We start from the raw sequence: 19757 nt of genomic DNA on the forward strand, positions 1-19757 counted from the left end.
ATACCCCGCGGCTATGATCAAAATTATAAATATGCTGAACTCCTTAAATTCAAAGGTATCTACACATGGTATGAGTGCTCCCCGCCTGATGCTCTTTTCTCATCAAATTTTATCGATTGGTGCTTTAATATTTACAAAGCAATGGTACCCCTCCATTATTGGTCTAAAGAAAAATTAGTATAATTTAGAAAGGGCCTTGTCCCGAAGAAGCAGCTATGTCAAAATATGAAGAAATAGATCTTAGTAATATTTCGACCTATTCTGTCGAAGACCGACCGAGTAAAGTTCATGTTAATGACTTTATTTCTGATGAATTTGTGGATACCAATGAATTCGTACAAAGTCTTCCTGATATCCTCGCAGCAAAGGATCTTAAAGAACTGGTTCGTCATACAAAAAAAGCCATACTCGACCAAAAGCCAGTCATTCTCATGTTTGGCGGACATCTCATCAAATGCGGTTTAGCACCACTTGTCAATAGAGCTATTGAGCAGGAAGTGATTTCAGCGATTGCGGTCAACGGTTCCGTCAGTATCCATGATTTTGAAATCGCATTTTTCGGAAAAACATCCGAGGATGTTGAAACAGCACTCGAGGACGGCAGCTTCGGTATGGGTGCGGAAACAGGCAGGATCATCAACGAGGTGATTTCTGAAGGATTTGAGAACGATCTTGGCTATGGTGAAGCTCTGGGAAAATTCATCTTTGAAGAACGTCCGCCCTATTGGGATTACAGCGTGTTTGCAAAAGCTTATGAATATGATGTACCCATAACTGTCCATGCAGCTATCGGAACCGATATTATCCATCAACATCCACAGGCAGACGGAGCAGCACTTGGCGGTGCAAGTTATACAGATTTCAAGATCTTTGCCAACATCATAAAAGAAATTAATGGTGGTGGCGTTCTCCTCTCGTTCGGTTCTGCAGTAATTCTACCGGAAGTCTTCCTCAAGGCATTGACCGTTGTACGTAATCTTGGTTTTGAAGTTAATAATTTCTATACTGCTGTTTTCGATATGATAAAACATTACAGACCAATGACGAATATTGTTCACCGTCCTACTGCATGCGGGGGAAAGGGTTATTACTTTGTTGGTCATCACGAGATAATGTTCCCACTTCTCATGGGTAGTCTCCTTGAAGGATAGGTGAATGGAACGCCGATGCAACTGATTTGCACTGATTAAAATACATTAAATGGAACAATATAAAACCAAAGAATATTTATCTGCGAGGATATGTCCTATCTGTGCAAATCTGTGTCCTGTTACATTATGATTAAAAAAAAATCGTACCTCATTTTTAAGATCATCATCAGTATTCTGTTCCTGGTATTTCTTTTCTATATCATCAAACCTCAACAGATACTTTCTGCAATGAGAAATGCCGATGCCGTCTGGATCATCCTTGCTTTACTCCTGCTTCCACTCAATATGTTTCTGCAATCACTGCGCTGGAAAGTACTCGTAACGCTGAGCAAAGAAAAGGTATCCAATAAAGAGATTCTTTCCTCGATCCTTTACAGTTTTTCATATAGTATCTTTACACCGGCACGTCTGGGTGAGATCGGAAGAGCATTTCATATTACGAATTCTAAAAAAGACGAAATGGTCGTTCTCGCATTTTATGAAAAATTCTTTGCGTTCTGCGCCCTTATGTTGTTCGGACTTATCTCATTAAGTTTTCACGAGAGCTTTTATTATCTCATCGCTGTTGTGGCAGTAATAGTCCTTATGTTCTCCTCAAAGTATCTCGCGCAACATTTGCCCTATTTCAAGAGATACACATCAATCTTAAGCGGAGTTCATACATCAAAAATATTACTCATATCACTCCTTTTCGTGTTCGTGTATATTTTCCAGTTTTATTTGATACTTAATGCATTTCGACCCGTGAACATTTTTGGTGCTTTTTTCTTCATCTCGATTGTCATGCTGGTCAATGCTATTCCCATCACCTTTAGCGGTCTGGGTCTGAGAGAATTAGCTTCTGTGTATTTCTTCAAACAAATATTTGTTAACCCAGGGCAGGCAGCAAGCGCATCTCTAATCCTTTTCACAATTAATATACTATTACCGACCTTTACCGGATTTATCCTCCATCTCTTGCCATCACATACGACTGCATCTCAACAAGAGGAAGAATGAAAAAAATTTTGGTCTTTTTATCACTTGTTTTTTTCATCACGTCTATACTTTTGGCAGGTGAGAAATTCGATACTGGACGAAGCTCAACTAAAGCGCTTCTCTGGTCGATCATTCCTGGGGGAGGGCAGATATATAACAAGCAATATATCAAAGCAGGCATCGATATCGCTGCAGAATCCATGCTTATAGGAACAGCAATCCAATATCATATATGGATGAACGATGCATATTCGAGATATGAACAATCACATAGCGATACGGATTATGATGAGTATAATTATTATTACCAACAACGGCAGAACATGCTATGGTGGTGGGCAACTGTGAAATTGTTGGCATTGGTCGATGCATATGTTGATGCCAAGTTGTTCAATTATAATGAGAAGAAAAAAACGTTGGATGTTGAATTCGAGGGATTGGGTGTTTCGTTAAGATATAATTTTTAACAAACACCGGGGTCGATTCGGAGAATCACCCCTACAAATATTTTACCTGGTAAATCTCCTTTGAGAATACATCGATCGCACTCAATTTTTTGTAATATCCCGCCCCGGTATCTACACCAATTTTATCCTCAGCCAAGAGCACCTCTCTTTGCGGTGAATGCCCAAAAACCACGATCTTTTTCAATCCTGTAGGATAAAAAATGAACTGGTATCGAATCCACAATAGAACATCCCGATCCTGTTCTTCGAAAGGTATTCCCGGCATGATCCCACCGTGGGCAAAATAGAATAGCTCGGTTTCAAAAAATATCTTCGCATTTTTCATGAATTCAATATGATCGGCTGGTATGAGATCTTTGAGGTCATTGATCGTTGAATCCTCATTCCCGTATGAACGAGCAGTAAATTCCCCCCCATTTCTGTAATAGTAATCACCATTGATCGCATGATCATCCAGTCCTAGAAGATCGAGAAGCATATCTTCATGATTCCCGCGCAGAAACACTGCATCATACTTTTTTTGAAATTTTATTAAATAATCGATAACCTCTTTTGATTTCCTGCCGCGATCGATATAATCTCCAAGGAAGACAAAAAAATCTTCTTTCGATGGTTTGATCTTTTCCATCAACCTTTGCAGCATGTCAAACTGACCGTGAATGTCACCTACTGCAATAAGGCGTCTGTAATCCTGTTCCCTCATGTTAGAATTTGAATTCTACCCAGATATTAATGGCTGTCGTCGTGCTTGATGTCTCTGCTTTTACATCCTTTGACGATTCATATCGTGCGGTGAGTCCTGCATTGATATCCCGGCTGAAGTTGTACGCAATCCTCGGTTCGATCTTCAGAACGTTTTTATGATTTGCATCTTGCCATTGCTGATTTGATGTATCCGTATATTGTGATCTGTTTGATGTATAGCTGACATTCAGATCAATATCAGTCTTATTATTCATTTTCAATCGTCCAAGGAGCGGTATCTTGATACCCTTTGCTGCCTGGAACGAGTATCTGAACGTCATGCTCAATCCCATCTCGTTTGTATGCGTTTGCTTGAAATTCCCTGTATAACTTTTCTGGTCACTGAATGTATAATTAAAACCAAGATTAGTATTTATCTTATTAAGTAATTTTGTATTAAATGATAATAAAGGAGTGAATTGGTACTTCTCTGTGGTCTGTTCAGGAGTTTCCCAGAATCCCTGGCCGGTGTTCGATATCAGACGTGTAAAGCTCGTTGAGAGATTGCTTCCTGTCATAAATTTTGCTTTCAGCAATTTATCGATACTGTTAAAACTCAGCATCACCCCGGGTAGAACGATCGATTCTGATTTTGTTTTATTTCCTGAAGCTTTTGTAAGGTCAATCGTGTATTTTGCATTCAGGTCTGCACTGAGGAATGAAAAGACCTCAAACGTTGTTCGCGTATTGACAGAGAATGCATCCGACTGGCCGGTTGATTGGATGGAACCAGCAGTTTGATCTCGAAGACCAAGCTGGTAATAGATTCCCGGCAAAGAATCAGGTGGTGCAAAATATTTTGTTTTATATGTATTCGTATAACTAAAATCTGCATTTCCAAGCATTTTCACACTATATCCAACCACTTTTGTGACATACATGACCATCTTTTGGAAGTTGAATGCCGCTCGTCCATCATCCTTTTCAGTTATCTCTTCTTCAATCTTCTCGACCTGAACAGAATCGATAAGTTCGTTCTGTTTCCCCAATTCAGGATCCTCATTCTCCATCTGTTTCTTCCGTTCAATATCTTCAAGCTCTCTCTCGTCTATCTCAGGTATTTCTTCCTTTTCCTCTTCCTCCTCAATAATCTCCTCTTTTCCATCTTTTTCGACAACCTCCTCAATATCTATAAGCTCCATGATGTCCTTACCCCATTTACTGAACTTGAGTGTGACATTTGCCGAGGTTGTCTTCTCATTCTCAACTTCATATTGAATCGACAAAGAGTCGTTCTGTAGATTTTCTCTGCGGCTCTGCTTATAAATTGTTTTGTATTTTGTATTGAAGTTGAAGAACTTCATGAACTGTGGTACATATTCAAGCGTTACATCCTGGTTTCGAGAACTTTCAACACCAATATTGAGATTCCCGACCTTGTTTGTTTTGGTCAGATCGCGTGTCATGTTAAGGATATAGTCCGCATCAAAATCAGTGAAAAGTTCATAATTTACTGTCAATTTCGGATTAAGTGTATGAACCGGTGCTTTTTTATCATTAATAAAGACCGTATCCTGAACCTGCTTTGACCATGAATTAAATTTTGAGTATGTATAATTTGTATTTAAAATTATTTTTTGGGGAACGAAGTAAAAGTTAAATTTTTCAAAGATCTTGAGTGTAAGGAGTTTTTTTCCAATATTTAATGTATAATCAAATGTCCCGGTATATTTCAGGGTCGTATCCCGTTTTGTGGGTGAGAGCGTTTTACTTTGCTGAACTGTAGCTTTGATGAACGTATTATCTAAAAGGAGTTTGGAAAAGAAGTTCGTTGATTTCTTGGATTTTCTTAATGAGAGAGATGCATTTCTTGTTTCAGAAAGAGTTTTATATTCATTCTTTTCCTCTGATGTTGTTAGTTTAACATCTGAGTTTGGTTTAAAGCGAGGTTTGCTTTCTCCATAGGTGTAATCAAATTTCAGTGGAATGTTGAATCCCCAATCGCCAGGCAGGAACTTATGAAGGTAGAGATTATTTCTGAGTGAATACGAATAGCTGTCCTGGTTACTTCCACCGGTTGCTCCAAGGGAGTAGAAGTTTGGTGTTTTACGCTCAAAACTAAGCTGCAAATCAGCAAAATCGGCAAATTTTGTATCCAGTGTTAGCCGTGCTGCCATGCCGACTTCCCCATATGCATCACTCACTCTGATATCATCGAAGAATATTCTTCCGCTGAATGATGTTTGCATTGAGTCCGGTCTGACAAGTCCCACAACAACCTGTTTGACATATCCAAGGGATGGATTACCTACGATCCTGAGACGGGATGTTGTGTCCGGTACATCACTTCTCTTGAGGTTTGTAAATTCTGTAAAATCTATCGTTATGCCCTGCCACCTGCTTTCCAACATCTTCGTATCGATGTCATCATAAACCTGCACTGGTTGGCGATATTCATAATAGTTCGAAGTGTCTGCTCCAAGCCGGAAAACAATTGTCTCAGTGTTTGAAGCATTTGGAGGAGGTCCTGTTGCATGCTGCGCATAGACCCATAACTTTACTTTGCTGTAATTGAGTAGATCGAGTTTTTCTGAGAAGGTCTCTTTAGCATATACGTACCTGTCCGGTTCGAGGTTCTGAATGTTCAAAACCAGTGACTGCTCGATCTCTTTTTCTTTATCGTCATCGTCTATTAACGATCCCGGAGGTGGTGTGTAATCTGGATTGTTCAGGTTATTTTCAGTGGCTACTTCAAAAACTTCATCTGGTTGCAGGTTCGATGGTTTATGAAGTGTGGTATCCATGATCGTGGACGCTACCCATTTATTTCCGACAAGTTCAAAAGTCTCGATATCTATAATTTTATCATCAGAAGTCTCGGTCTTCATCCATAGACGGACACTTTGAATATAATCCCAGGCAACCCCACCCTGTCCAAGGGGTTTAAAATAAAGAGTGTCCTGTAATGGGATTCGAATGAACATCCAGTCATTATATTCGGAAATAATTACTTCAGGATCGACGTTCTTAAGATCAATCGCATACTGGAAATAGTTATTTCTCGTATCAAGCACATAGTTTTTGTTCAAATCCTCAGTATCCAGACGCCCATTTACTTCTGCTCCGTTAATGCCGCTATAATCTGTTGAACCTGCAGAATAATTATAATCATCATTTCCATCATCAATACCCTCAATTCCATCAAATTCATGGCTTTTGGGAGGTACCGGATCTGTTCCCTGAACATTATCGAGCCCGACATCTTCACCAGCATCGAGTACTCCATCCTGGTTTAAATCTTCATAGTTCAAAACATTGTTTGGGTGTGTTATCGGATAATAATCCTCGCTCATCGTGCCAAGATTTATAAAAAGTGTGTCACCCTGATCAGCATCCTTTGCTTTATACGTCAGTTCAAGATATTTTTTCTTCTCAACATCCTCTGCTGTCCTGCCAAAGCTTTTCATAATACCACCCCAATTCGGAAGTGATGATAGAGGGTCAAGTTTGCATTCCAAGACTGAAACATATTCTCTGCCCTCTTGTTCAGGAAGATCAGGATAGATATCCTTTTTCTGATATACATTATGAGGATTATACCAGCTAAAGTCACCTCTTGTTATAAGTGAATCAATCATTAATGAATCAATAATGAGAGGCCAGCTCGCAAAATCATATTCAGTTCTGCTGAGCCCTATTGAGAATATCTCATTGATCGCTTCCATGTCATCGATATATGCTTCCCCTTTATCAGTAGCATTGGGATCTGGAATGTTCATGGCAACTTCACCGGAAAGATTCACGGTCGACGTTTCTTTTGTTCGTACAAGCGGTATCATATCGACCAGGTCAGTGACAAACGGCAACTCCGCTCGTATAGAACCGTCAATATCCCCCACAAATGCTTTTGTTGGTTCTCCTCCTACTTTTACGTGTTTATTGCCTGTCGAACCACCCTCATACATAAAAGTTGCACCGATCTTTGCATTATCGTTGAACTCATAGTCCGCTCGAACACCGAACATGCTCTTTTTATCAATATTAAAGAATGGTTTGTATTCAAAATCAACCTTAACTACTGCATTCGGGTCACTCGCGGCATCTCCTTTAAGGCGAACCGTACCAGAAAAATAGTCGATGTCATAGTCAACTCCCTTTTTCATAAGTTCACCATCAACATAGACCTTTTCACTGCCTTCAATGATATTGATATGTCCCAGGTTTATGGTACTTCCTACAGTATTTGATTTTACGCGAACATAGAAAGGATTATAGTCTGTAATGTCCGGATTTCTTTCATTGTAGACCATAGGATTTCCTAACGTTGAGCTATAATCAGAAAACCAATAGGGTTGGAATGGTTCCCACATACGGAATTGAGCGATCCCTTTTTCAAGATCGATTGTTTCATCACTACCATTTACCTTGCCATCACCGTTCGTATCTAAATCAAGAATATCGATGAGCTTATGCTGAACATTATTAATAGTAATTTCGAAAGTCTCATTTCCATTATTGTCTGGATCTTCGTAAAATATCTTAACGTCAAAATCCTGTGGATCTATATTAGTTCCACCAAGGCTATAAATGTTCTTCACCTGATAATTCCATTTTGCATCCGGAAGTTCTGAACTTGGAACCAGATAACTCTTTTTAATCATTTTTACATGTGGAACGCCATCTATGTATTCTCCCCACTTTTTACCGCTAACCTCTTCATAGATTACACCAATCGCATAATTGTCCGAAATACCTACCCCAAATTGTATCATATAGGGAGCATTTTCATAATCGATAAAGAATTCTTTGATCGGATCTGTAAGTTGTCTGAACTTATATTCATTACCATGCTGGTCATATCCAGTAACATCGATTGCCGGATCAAAATTCCCATCATCAATAAATACTTGTACTGTTCCCTGTTTGGGCATTTTATCTGCTATATAGTACCACTCTGTCATAGGAAGTGTGTCTGGGTTAACAAAATGACCCTGAGCATCTAGAAACAAGCTATCGGGTTGGTTAAACAGAAAATATTTATTCCGAACAAAGCTTTTATCCAGGTAATCTGTTTCCTGCTCGACTGCGTTGCCTGTGGCAGATGCAGATGCCTGCTGACCTTCCTGCTGACTGACAATGGTGGTGAGTCGTAGTTTACCGAACTCAAATTCACCCTTTATACCAAAAAGGTCCTCGGAGGAAGCAGAGTAGCTTAAGAACTGGGAACCGGACAAAGACAGCCTCGTATCACCCAACTCGATAAGTTTTATCGGGTCGTCTTCATCACCAACATATTTGATGCTGATCTTATTCTTTTCAAAAATTGATTCATCTGAGGTTTGTTTTACTTCGACTTTGATCTTCTTTCCTATAGTACCGCTTATGCCGAGATTGAGTTTCTGCTCCATTTTCAGGTCAGGAAAAAACCCCTTTTTCGTTCCTTCGGTAACCACTTCAGGTTTTCGGATAGTCGAAGAGCCACCAATCGTGATCTTTTGAGAACCGGTCACTTTCAGGCGTCCGATATTATCCCCAAAGAAACGCTGCATAGCTTTGGGCATCTTGATCTTAGGAAATTCAATGTCCGGAATGATACCCTGTGACTCCCGATCCTGGAGGCGGAGTTGTTCTGCTTCGTCTATGTCAACGATCATCATATTATAGAATTTTTCCCGAAAACGGGCGTTCATATAACCGGGAAGTCCAACTGCAAAGGGAGCATGTATTCGTGCATCACCAAACGTACTGCTTACTAACACCCTCTTTTTTCGTATATCGATATCATCCGACTGTGCATAGAGAGAATAGCTGTCAAAATACCTACTGAACTTCTTTCTGGGAAATACCTCTTTCAGAAGATAGTTCATGACTTCAGCTGAATCTTTTTTAGCCATAAGCGGCATTGAGAATGGATAGTTAAATAGAATCGGGAATGATGAGGTTCGTTGGATGTATTTTTTCTTTTTCTCCTTTACCCGAACTGAATCCTGCTGCTTTTCATGCTGTTCGGTCAAGTTCAGTGTATCTGTTTGACTAATTGTATCTGTAATTCCGAGTTCGGGTGTTTCAATGAAAAGTGTGTCTGTTGCTATCAGCAGTGTATCTTCGTGTACTTCGCCAGCGCTGTCCGTCACCTTCTCTGTTACTTCATGTGAGGTTTCTTTCCCTTCATGTATAACAGTCTCCGCCTGTATTGCATTGTATTGCAGCAAGGTGTAACCTATTCCAATAAGAAACAGGAAAATGATGGGAAAAACTGACTTATTTTTCATACCTAAACTTATTACTATCTACATATTATTTTTTTATAATGAACGGACTTTTCCGCGAAACAGTTTTGTGCTCGATACAAGCAACATCACGATAGTATCAAAGTATATAGGCAGTTTTCCTCTTTTGATTGCCAAAATGTATACCCAAATCCCTTACGGTCAATATTTTGTTCCTATCAGTTATCATACTTCTGCTCTTATTCATATGAAGTTCGTATATGTACGGCATGGATTTTATCGTCAAGAAATTGATGATTGTTGACAATAACGAGTGTACATCTCCTATTCATATATCAATTTTTTGGAGGTATCATGCGGCTTCTTGTTCAGCGCGTGAAACGTTCATCAGTATCGGTTGATAACAAACTTGTTTCCGAAATTGGAACAGGGCTTCTTATCTTCCTGGGAATCGGGCATAAAGACACGAAAGAACAGGTGGAATACCTTGCAAAAAAAGCAATCAATTTGCGCATATTTGAGGATGACGAGGGAAAGATGAACCTCAGTGTCAAGGATATTGGAGGAGAGATTCTCCTTATTTCACAGTTTACACTGTATGCAGATATGAATAAAGGAAACCGTCCAAGTTTTTCTGAACCGGCTTCTCCCGATAAAGCCGAAGCACTATACGAATATTTTGGAAAGTGTCTTAATGAATTAGGCGTTCCAACAAAACTTGGTAAATTCGGTGCGCTCATGCAAATCGATCTGCTCAATTTCGGTCCTGCTACGTTTTGGCTGGAGAGGGAATAGATCTTACGGTAACTCGTCACCCAAAATCTTGACACAGTTTCCATAGTACGGAAATTTCCCCCTCAATATGAAAAATAATACCTATCTCTATGAAATTGGAACAGAAGAAATTCCTGCTTCTTACATACGTCCTGCAGCAACCTATCTTCAGGAATATTTTTCAAAAAAACTAAAAGAAGCACAGCTTGAATTTTCAGAGATAAAACATTTTTCCACACCACGAAGATTGTGTCTTATTATTACGGGACTTCCACCCGGTCAAGCAGATTCATCTGAAGAAATAATCGGTCCTCCAAAACGAATTGCATATGATGATAAAGGGAATCTGAACAAAGTCGGGCTTGGTTTTATGAAAAAACAGGGACTCGATGAAAAGGATGTAATCATCAAAGAACTTTCAAAGGGCGCGTACCTTAGCGCAACGAAACATTTCAAAGGAAAGTCTACAGAAGAAATTCTCCAAACAATCTCAATCGATGTCATCCCCAACATTCCTTTCCCGAAGAAGATGCATTGGGGTAACAGTGCTCTTTTTTTTGCCCGTCCGATCCGATGGCTTCTGGCATTATATAATGATAATATTCTTCCATTTGAAGTAGACGGCATAAAAAGTAATAATCTCACATATGGAAATAGATTTCAGATATTGCAAAATAATATTTATATTAATAATATAAGTAATTATATTTCTTTATTAAATGAACATTTCGTTATCGCAGACAGGAATGAGCGAAAATCAAAGATCCGTGAAGAAATAAATGCTGCAGCAGAAAAAGCAGGAGGATATCCAGTCGACGATGAGGAACTCCTCGAAACTGTCACAGATTTGGTTGAATATCCCTCGCCTATCATTGGCAGCTTTAATCCTTCATTCCTCGAATTACCTCCGAAAGTGCTGACAACAACCCTTTCAGAAACACAAAAATCATTCTCCGTAAAAAATAAACAAGGCGAACTTATACCCTTCTTTATCGGCATCGGAAACAGCAATCCGGCTACAATCGATAAAGTGCTTTATGGTAATGAACGCGTTATCAATGCGCGTCTCAGTGATGCAAAATTCTATTTCGATACGGACAGGGAAACATCCCTTGAAGCCAGAGTTCCAGAACTGAAAAAGGTCACGTTCATCAATAATCTCGGTACACTTTATGACAAAATAACGAGGATGAAATCACTCGGCAGCTGGGTTGCACAATCACTTTCCTATGATGAGAATAAAATTTCACGCGCTGTTCTTCTATGCAAATCCGACCTGACAACACTCATTCTTGGTGAAAAGGAATACACAAAACTTCAGGGCTACATGGGCTGGCAATATGCACTCAATGATGGAGAAGATCCTGAAGTAGCACAGGCAATTTTTGAGCAATATCTTCCACGTTTTAAAAATGATGTTCTTCCCGAAACACAAACTGGTACAGCTCTCTCCCTCGTGGATAAGATGGATACTGTCACAGGATGTTTTTCGATCGGACTTCAACCAACCGGCACAAGCGATCCGCTCGGTATCAGGAGAGCAGGAAACGGAATAGTTAGCATTCTTGCTGCAAACAATATTTCCCTCGATCTTGTAGAATGTATCGATCAAAGCATTGCAGCATTCAAGGAAGCCGATCCTGAGCTTCGTGATGCTGTCGTCGAATTCTTCATTCAGAGGATTCGTATGTACATCGAAAACAAGGGTATCGATTATGATGTCATAAATGCAGTGCTAGAAGCTGGTTTTTCAGATATCCCGGATACACTCATCAGAGCTCAGTGCCTACAACAATTCAAAACCCATGATGATTTCAAGGATTTCATAGTCGGCTTTAAAAGAGCTTCCAATATTCTGGAAAGTTCAAAAAAGGAAGTAAAACTTCAAGAAGCGCTTTTGCAAGAAAAAGAAGAATCCAAGCTCTACCAGAAACTACTCGAGATAATCCCATCATATAAAACTCATCTTGAAGATAGGGATTACGTCGAATGTTTTAATGATCTTCTCGGACTCAAAGTTTCTATAGATAATTTTTTTGATAATGTAATGGTGATGGTCGAAGATGAAAAATTGCGTGAAAACCGCATGGCGCTTCTTCGTTTAATACATTCGACCTTTGTAAAAACTGCTGATCTTTCGAAGATCGTATATGAATTATAATTTATGGAGTTTAAATGAGCACATTCCTTTCCCATCGAGCCCGTGCAATAAAGCCGTCCCCGACACTTACTGTTTCTGCGCTTGCAAAACAGATGAAAGCCGAAGGCAAAGATGTAATCAATTTTGGTGTTGGTGAACCCGATTTCAACACACCCGATTATATCAAAGAAGCTGCGAAGCAGGCTTTGGATGATAATTTCACCCGTTATACAGCTGCTGCAGGAATTCCTGAGCTGAGAAATGCAATCGTCGAAAAACTACGCGTGGATAACGGTCTTGATTACAGCGCTGATCAAATCCTTGTATCTCCCGGTGCGAAAGCATCTATCATTCATATTCTGCTTGCAATCTGCGATCCTCGTGACGAAGTGGTCATCCCTTCACCTTATTGGGTAAGCTACACATCGCAGGTCGAAATGGTAGATGGACACCCGATCCTTCTTCTCACTAATATGAGTACAAATTTCAAGATCACAGCGAAGCAACTTGAAGAAGCACTGAATTCATTAAGCAATCCGAAAGCACTTATTCTTAATTCTCCAAACAATCCTACAGGAAGTGTTTATTCAGAAGAAGATTTACTGGGAATTGCTGAAGTATGTGCAAAAAATGATATTTTTATTATTTCTGATGAGATTTATGAGAAACTCATTTATGATGGTGAAAAGCATGTATCGATCGCATCCCTTTCTCCTGAGGTAAAAGAAAAGACCATTGTCATTAATGGTGTATCAAAGGCATACGCAATGACCGGATGGCGTCTTGGATATGCTGCAGGTCCTCTTGAAGTTATTAAATATGCAAGCCGCATACAAAGTCATACCACATCAAACGTGAACTCAATGACACAGAAAGCTGCAGTGGTTGCATTGCGGGAGGATGACGGAAGTATCGAACGGATGCGCCAGCAGTTTGAAAAGCGCAGAAATTTCCTTGTTGAAGGACTGAATTCGATTCCTAATATTAAATGCACACTTCCAAAAGGCGCTTTTTATGCTATGCCGGACATATCGTTTTATCTTCAAAACAACTCGAAAAATATCACATCATCTGCAGACCTATGCACATATATTCTTAAAAATAATCTGGTCGCAATCGTTCCCGGCTCTGCTTTCGGGGCAAATAATTATGTTCGCTTTTCCTATGCAAATTCAATGGAGAACATCGAAGCTGGTTTGCAGCGTTTTGCTGATGGATTGAATCGCATTTTATAACATGTCATTTTTTACCGACGAATGGAAGAAGCGAAGAACATATCGAAATAAAGACCTTACTTCTGTCTGGAAATTGATCATACGCATTCTCCTTCTTATTATTCTCATTATTCTTATACGGTTTTTTTCTACAGGTGGTGTTTCAAAATTCTGGAATTACATTCTTCATGAAAACGACAAACCTGCGACGGTTATCATTGAAGAAGAGGTGGTCGAATAATGAGTCTGCTTGTTGTCGGCTCCATCGGATTAGATACTATAGAAAATCATCACGGGAAGGTCCGTGATGTACTTGGAGGTTCTGCGATATATGCCTCTGTTTCAGCCAGCTTTTTGTATGATAATGTGGCAATCGTCGGCATAGTTGGTAAGGATTTTCCGGAAGAATATATTACGCTTTTAAAAAAACATGGGGTCAATACTGCCGCACTTCAGTTTGCGGATGGTCAAACCTTCCGCTGGAGGGGACGCTACACCAATCTCAACCAGGCAATCACACTTGAAACTCATCTCAATGTTTTTGCATCTTTTGATCCAACGATTCCTGAAGAACTACAAACCTCTCCATTTATTCTACTTGGCAATATTGATCCTGAAATACAACTCAAAGTGATCACACAAATGAAAGAGCCTAAGATCATTGCCGCAGATACAATGAATTACTGGATCATCAAAAAACTCGATGCACTCATGGAGATGTTACAGCATATTGATATACTTTTTATTAATGATGAAGAAATTAGATTATTAACCCTGGAACACTATTTGTATGATGCGTCCCAGAAAATTCTGACATATGGCCCAAAGACGGTTGTCGTCAAAAAGGGTGAGCACGGTGTTATGATCGTAAAAAAGGATTTCTACTTTTTTGCTCCAGGCTATCCTCTGAAAAAGGTTATGGATACAACAGGTGCAGGTGACTGTTTCTCCGGAGGTTTCATGGGTCATCTTGCTTATTGTAAAACACTTAATGAGTCAACGCTTAGGCAGGCAGCGATCATGGGCACCATTACATCGGCTTATAATGTTGAGGGCTTTAGCCTAGACGCACTTACAAAGCTCTCGAAAGACAAAATTATTTCGCGTTTTAATAAACTAAAAAAATATACACAGTTCGAATAATGAAAGACTCGATCGATTACAAAAAAGCAGGTGTAGACATTAAGGCAGGAGAAAAAGCTGTCGATCTTATAAAACCGCTTGCAAAAAATACTTTCTCAAAAGATGTTGTAACTGACATTGGCTCATTCGGGGCACTTTTCAAACTCGATCTCTCAAGATGGACAAAACCAATACTCGTTTCGAGCACAGACAGCGTTGGTACAAAAGTACACATTGCAAACATGCTTCAAAAATGGGATACTCTTGGGCAGGATATCGTTAATCATTGTGTAAATGATATCCTTACCCAGGGTGCGTATCCGCTTTTCTTTTTGGATTATATCGGCATCGGGAAAGTACTGCCTAGGCATATTCAAGAAATTGTCAAAGGACTCACTCAAGCATGCAAAGAGAATGACTGTGCACTTATCGGTGGAGAGCTCGCCGAGATGCCGTCTCTGTATAGCGATGATGATTTTGATCTTGTTGGAACGATTATCGGTTGTGTTAATGAGGATAAAGTCATCTCAGGTAAGACTATTTCAGATAGTGATATTCTTCTCGGATTTCCTTCAACCGGACTTCATACAAATGGCTATACCCTCGCTCGTAAAATTGTTTTTGACATAATGCAATTAAAACCGGGTTCGTTCATTGAAGACTTACATTCTACAATTGCCGAAGTACTTCTTGCTGTTCATAAATCCTACTACCCTATCTTAAAACCGTATATAGAAAATAAAATAATCAAGGGACTTGCACATATTACAGGTGGAGGAATACCCGGTAATCTGAAACGGATAATTCCAGGTGGTTTCTCTGCTGTTGTACAAAAGGACTCTTGGGAAATACCGCCACTATTCGAGATGCTCCAAAAAGGGGGAAATGTACATATTGATGAGATGTATCGAGCATTCAATATGGGTATCGGAATGATTGCAATCGTCGATGAAGAACATGCTGACATTATTATTGAGGAAACTGATGCGATAATCATCGGTTCAATTGAAAAAGGGAAGAAAAAAGTAGTACTTCAATAATGGCAGAAACCTGGCGCTTCATCAATTCCGGAAAACTCAAACCTTATGAGAATATGGCAATGGATGAAGCACTTTTATTTGGTGTCATTAATAGAAATTACCCTCCTGCAGTACGAGTTTATGATTGGCATCCCCCCACCGTTTCTTTCGGATATCATCAGAAGATCCACGAGCACATTTGTATTGAAAAAGTAAAAGAATATGGATTTGGACTTGTTCGACGTCCAACCGGCGGAAGAGCAGTTCTTCATTATGATGAAGTAACCTACGCAGTTATATCCAGAACTGACGGAGTTCTTTCCGGTTCCATACTTGAATCCTACCAAAAAATAGGAAGAGTGTTACTCTCATCTCTTCATGAGATTGGAATCGATGCTGTTATGTATGACAGCATGCCATCCGAAAGAGAGCAGAAGATTTGGATCAATCCCTGTTTCACAAGCGCTTCAAAGTATGAGATAAACTATAATGGAAAAAAACTAATAGGTAGCGCTCAGATACGAAAAGGCAATGCCCTTCTTCAGCACGGATCAATTCTTTTCAATCATAATCAGGAATTGATGGCAGAGCTATTACCTACGAAAAGCATAAAAGAAAAAGAAACAATAAAGAAACTCTTATCAAAAAAAACCGTTGCAGTGAATTCACTTCTCGAGAATCCTGTGACATTTAATAATTTTGCAAATGTCTTAAAGAAAAATTTCCAAAATATTCTTGGAATTACTTTCTCAGAAAACGATGAGTTAACATCATATGAGAAACAATTGTATGAAGGTTTCAAAAATAAGTATAACTTCGATGAAAAGTAATGTTTTATTGATGTACAAAAAAGTTGACATATGTTTTAGCGCACTTGAAATTAGTTCCGTGTCTTAGTACCTAAGACCAATTTTTTCATGAAGGGAGAAGCTATGAAAAGGTACTTATTCGCTTTTACATTCGTTGTGCTTTTTCTTCTAGTAGCCGTACTCCATGCAGGTACGACAGGTAAACTTGCTGGCCGGGTTACTGATATTGATTCTGGAGAGCCCGTTATCGGCGCCAATGTAATCATTATTGAGAAACAAATAGGTGCAACCACAGACGACAAAGGTCGTTATATGGTAATTAACATTCCTCCTGGCACCTATGAAGTCAAAGCTTTCAGAATGGGTTATCAAGCAGTCACCATTACAGATGTAAAGATCAATCTTGACTTGACCACAACCTTAAACTTCGAACTCAAAAGCACTGATACACAAATTGAAGGTATCACTGTTAGAGCAGAACAGAAGCTTGTTGAGAGAGATATTACAGGTTCGGAAAAAATCATTAGTTCCGAAGATATCGAACAAATGCCGGTTCAATCAATTCAAGAGATCGTTGCTGTTACTGCTGGTGCTGTAGGTTCTGGAGAAAATCTTCACATTAGAGGAGGTCGTGCTAATGAGGTTGTGTACACTGTTGACGGTATGTCGGTTTCCAATCCGGTTGATAACGGATTTGGCATGCAGCTCGATATGGACGCTGTTGGAGACATGTCCGTTCAGACAGGTGGTTTTACTGCTGAGTTCGGTAACGCACAATCAGCCATTATTAACCTTGTGACAAAATCAGGTGGTCCTGAATATTCAGGAAAGCTCGAAATGAGTTCCGACCACATCTTTGATGAAGGAAGCAATGAAGACCAGGTCAAATTTGCATTTGGTGGGCCGATCATTCCTTCCGGCTCTCAACATCAAAGAGATAAGTTCACATTCTATCTCAACACTACTGGTGCATGGACAGACGGAAGGTACAAAGATTACTATGCTCTTGAAGAAACCAACCCTCTGTCTAATCCTCTTGGGCAACTTTCTTATTTCGGATTCGGTGATTCATTATATTATTTTAACGAGATCAATTCAATCACAGAAGGAAGAGATAAAATTTGGTTGTTTGATGTAGGTGACAGGTATGTTAACAGCTATCAAGCTAACTTTAAAACAAAGTTCCAGGTTAGTCCAACTGTCAAACTTACAGCAGCAGTTAGAGGTGATAGGGAAACAAATCTTCCTTTCAATTATCTTAACCGATTGTCTCTTCGCTATATGAACCACTGGACAACAGAACATAATCAACTTGCACTCACCTGGGATCAAACGATATCTCCAAAAATGTTCTATACTGTCCGCGCAAGCAGGTTCGAGACAAATATTGATTTGAATTCCGGTGTTGATAGAGGTTGGTATTTCACCGCTCAAAATGTTGATTGGAACAATCCGACATGGACTGAAGATCCGACTTCCAATAACTTTGGCGTTCATATTCCCGGGCAGCAGGAAGATCAGATTTTAGAATATTACGACCAGTTTAATGATGAACAACCAGTGCCGCTGTTCACAAATCCGGGAACACACGCGGGGAATTTCTGGAAAGACCAGACAATCACCTATTCTTTGAGAAGTGATTTCACTTACCAGATAAACGAAATACATCAAGCTAAAACCGGTATTGAGATCAAATTCAACGAAATTTATAAAGACCGTCTTAATAATCCCTGGGACATTGATGACGTTACAAGACTTCCTAATTATCTAAAAACAGTAACAAAAGTTGATACAAATGTTACTCCCTATGATCAACTAAATATGGTTGCATATGGCGAAGATATTTACTGGAAGAATGATTTTATCGACGCAATCAAGTTTGCTGGCGGAAATATTGACGGCTATAAAGCCTTTCCCTGGCAGGGCGCATACTATCTCCAAGATAAGATGGAGTGGGAAGGTATGATCGTTAATGCCGGTATGCGTTTCGACTTCTGGTATCTTGGAAACAAATACCAGATTAAAAGTGATACAACTGGTAAATATATTGATGCAGAATGGGACAAGGTTACATACATTGTAGACGATGGCAGCGGTGGATTTGAGACCAGAACTGAAGATGTTAAAAAATTCCAAATCATGGTTAGTCCCCGTTTAGGTGTATCACATCCTATTACTGATAAAGATGTGCTTCACTTTGCATATAACTACCAAAGTCAGCTTCCTCCAATGCAGTATGTGTTCACCAGCTCAACAGAGCGCGCAGGAGAGGTGGGAGCTCAAGTTGGTAATCCTAACCTGAAGCCCGAAACAACTATCACATATGAGGTTGGTGTCGAGCATCAGATGGGTGAAGATTACCTTCTTGATGTGACTATTTTCTACAAGAATATCTATAATCTTGTTAGTATTCTTGATAATGACTACTCTCTCCTTCCGGATAGTATTGCACAAGCCGGCAGACAATACTGGCTTTATATTTCGCAGGACTATGGCAGTGCACGTGGTGTAGAACTTACCCTGAAAAAACGTTTTAGTAATTTCTGGGGCTTCACACTTGGATACACATATTCCTGGGCAAACGGACGTAACTCCGGTGCCGTTGAAGCAAGAGACAACCTGAGAGAATTTCCTCTTGATTGGGACATCAGACATAATGCTTCACTGAATTTTGATTTCAGAATTCCCGAAGACGAAGAGTTCTATCTCTTTGGTATCAAGATGCCTGATAAATTCTATACAAGCTTGCTCTGGAGAATTCAATCAGGTGCTCCCTATACTCCTTTAACACCTGATCCTGATAGTAATGTCCAACTTGAAACAAATTCCGATAGACTTCCTTGGACAAATAGTGCAGACCTGAGAGTGAGTAAAGCATTCAACCTTTTTGGTGATACTAAATTCACTATCTTCTGCAATATTTCAAATTTATTTAATACCCTTAATATTAACTACGTTGATACAAAAACCGGTGAAACACCTGATAAAGGCACCCTTACCTATTGGGACACCTATGATTTAAATCATGACGGCAAGATCGAACGAGAAGATGGTGAAGACGTTACAGGCGCTGCCATTTATCTTGAAGGACTTTCCAATCCCAATATCTATTCAATAGGTCGCAGGATTTCCCTTGGTGTAAGATTTGAATGGTAAAAATTTAGGAGGA

At 39.5% G+C, this 19757-nt stretch carries 14 protein-coding genes; 12 read left to right on the plus strand and 2 right to left on the minus strand.

The features are described from left to right. From JW794_03080 to JW794_03095, 4 genes are all read left to right on the plus strand, one after another. The coding region (locus JW794_03080; GenBank protein ID MBN2017106.1) for a DUF2461 family protein at window positions 1-183 on the plus strand (183 nt) is incomplete at its 5' end. Window positions 184-215: 32 nt separating this feature from the next. Continuing rightward, entirely contained in the window at window positions 216-1151 is a 936-nt protein-coding gene (locus tag JW794_03085; protein MBN2017107.1) for a hypothetical protein, read from the plus strand. Window positions 1152-1277: 126 nt separating this feature from the next. Further along, window positions 1278-2150 (plus strand): flippase-like domain-containing protein, encoded by an 873-nt coding sequence (locus JW794_03090; protein ID MBN2017108.1) that lies wholly within the window; start codon window positions 1278-1280, stop codon window positions 2148-2150. Further along, a complete protein-coding gene (locus JW794_03095) occupies window positions 2147-2596 on the plus strand; it encodes a hypothetical protein (protein ID MBN2017109.1) in 450 nt (149 codons plus the stop codon). Before JW794_03090 ends, JW794_03095 begins: the two co-directional genes overlap by 4 nt. Before the next feature lie 31 nt (window positions 2597-2627). Here JW794_03095 and JW794_03100 read toward each other — a convergent pair whose 3' ends face one another. Together JW794_03100 and sprA are read right to left on the minus strand one after the other, a co-directional pair. Continuing rightward, entirely contained in the window at window positions 2628-3299 is a 672-nt protein-coding gene (locus tag JW794_03100) for a serine/threonine protein phosphatase (protein MBN2017110.1), read from the minus strand. Between the two features lies 1 nt (window position 3300). Continuing rightward, a complete protein-coding gene (gene sprA / locus JW794_03105) occupies window positions 3301-9552 on the minus strand; it encodes a cell surface protein SprA (protein ID MBN2017111.1) in 6252 nt (2083 codons plus the stop codon). Window positions 9553-9864: 312 nt separating this feature from the next. On the opposite strand from sprA, the gene JW794_03110 reads away from it, so the two are divergent. The 8 genes from JW794_03110 to JW794_03145 all read left to right on the plus strand — a co-directional run bounded on the left by JW794_03110 (window position 9865) and on the right by JW794_03145 (window position 19744). Next, complete coding sequence (locus JW794_03110) at window positions 9865-10305, plus strand: D-tyrosyl-tRNA(Tyr) deacylase (protein MBN2017112.1); 441 nt, start codon at window positions 9865-9867, stop codon at window positions 10303-10305. Between the two features lie 67 nt (window positions 10306-10372). Then, complete coding sequence (locus JW794_03115) at window positions 10373-12445, plus strand: glycine--tRNA ligase subunit beta (protein ID MBN2017113.1); 2073 nt, start codon at window positions 10373-10375, stop codon at window positions 12443-12445. A 14-nt stretch (window positions 12446-12459) separates the two neighbouring features. Continuing rightward, window positions 12460-13659: a pyridoxal phosphate-dependent aminotransferase gene (locus JW794_03120; GenBank protein ID MBN2017114.1), complete on the plus strand. Its 1200-nt coding sequence runs from the start codon at window positions 12460-12462 to the stop codon at window positions 13657-13659. Window position 13660: 1 nt separating this feature from the next. Beyond that, window positions 13661-13879 (plus strand): hypothetical protein, encoded by a 219-nt coding sequence (locus JW794_03125; GenBank protein ID MBN2017115.1) that lies wholly within the window; start codon window positions 13661-13663, stop codon window positions 13877-13879. Next, the gene (locus JW794_03130) at window positions 13879-14781 is read left to right on the plus strand and encodes a sugar kinase (GenBank protein MBN2017116.1); all 903 of its coding nucleotides are present in this window, start codon (window positions 13879-13881) and stop codon (window positions 14779-14781) included. Before JW794_03125 ends, JW794_03130 begins: the two co-directional genes overlap by 1 nt. Then, a complete protein-coding gene (locus tag JW794_03135) occupies window positions 14781-15800 on the plus strand; it encodes a phosphoribosylformylglycinamidine cyclo-ligase (protein ID MBN2017117.1) in 1020 nt (339 codons plus the stop codon). Before JW794_03130 ends, JW794_03135 begins: the two co-directional genes overlap by 1 nt. Continuing rightward, the gene (locus JW794_03140) at window positions 15800-16609 is read left to right on the plus strand and encodes a lipoate--protein ligase family protein (GenBank protein ID MBN2017118.1); all 810 of its coding nucleotides are present in this window, start codon (window positions 15800-15802) and stop codon (window positions 16607-16609) included. Before JW794_03135 ends, JW794_03140 begins: the two co-directional genes overlap by 1 nt. Window positions 16610-16711: 102 nt before the next feature. Next, on the plus strand, window positions 16712-19744 hold the full coding sequence (locus JW794_03145) for a TonB-dependent receptor (protein MBN2017119.1): 3033 nt from the start codon (window positions 16712-16714) through the stop codon (window positions 19742-19744). The last annotated feature ends 13 nt before the right edge of the window (window positions 19745-19757 follow it).

It is taken from the genome of Candidatus Cloacimonadota bacterium, assembly GCA_016932035.1.
Lineage (GTDB): Bacteria > Cloacimonadota > Cloacimonadia > JGIOTU-2 > JGIOTU-2 > Celaenobacter.

Bases quoted from the DNA above. Each gene is read 5' to 3' on its own strand.
- JW794_03085 (MBN2017107.1), top strand. From the start codon at position 216: ATGTCAAAATATGAAGAAATAGATCTTAGTAATATTTCGACCTATTCT.
- JW794_03090 (MBN2017108.1), top strand. From the start codon at position 1,278: ATGATTAAAAAAAAATCGTACCTCATTTTTAAGATCATCATCAGTATT.
- JW794_03095 (MBN2017109.1), top strand. From the start codon at position 2,147: ATGAAAAAAATTTTGGTCTTTTTATCACTTGTTTTTTTCATCACGTCT.
- JW794_03100 (MBN2017110.1), bottom strand. From the start codon at position 3,299: ATGAGGGAACAGGATTACAGACGCCTTATTGCAGTAGGTGACATTCAC.
- sprA (MBN2017111.1), bottom strand. From the start codon at position 9,552: ATGAAAAATAAGTCAGTTTTTCCCATCATTTTCCTGTTTCTTATTGGA.
- JW794_03110 (MBN2017112.1), top strand. From the start codon at position 9,865: ATGCGGCTTCTTGTTCAGCGCGTGAAACGTTCATCAGTATCGGTTGAT.
- JW794_03115 (MBN2017113.1), top strand. From the start codon at position 10,373: ATGAAAAATAATACCTATCTCTATGAAATTGGAACAGAAGAAATTCCT.
- JW794_03120 (MBN2017114.1), top strand. From the start codon at position 12,460: ATGAGCACATTCCTTTCCCATCGAGCCCGTGCAATAAAGCCGTCCCCG.
- JW794_03125 (MBN2017115.1), top strand. From the start codon at position 13,661: ATGTCATTTTTTACCGACGAATGGAAGAAGCGAAGAACATATCGAAAT.
- JW794_03130 (MBN2017116.1), top strand. From the start codon at position 13,879: ATGAGTCTGCTTGTTGTCGGCTCCATCGGATTAGATACTATAGAAAAT.
- JW794_03135 (MBN2017117.1), top strand. From the start codon at position 14,781: ATGAAAGACTCGATCGATTACAAAAAAGCAGGTGTAGACATTAAGGCA.
- JW794_03140 (MBN2017118.1), top strand. From the start codon at position 15,800: ATGGCAGAAACCTGGCGCTTCATCAATTCCGGAAAACTCAAACCTTAT.
- JW794_03145 (MBN2017119.1), top strand. From the start codon at position 16,712: ATGAAAAGGTACTTATTCGCTTTTACATTCGTTGTGCTTTTTCTTCTA.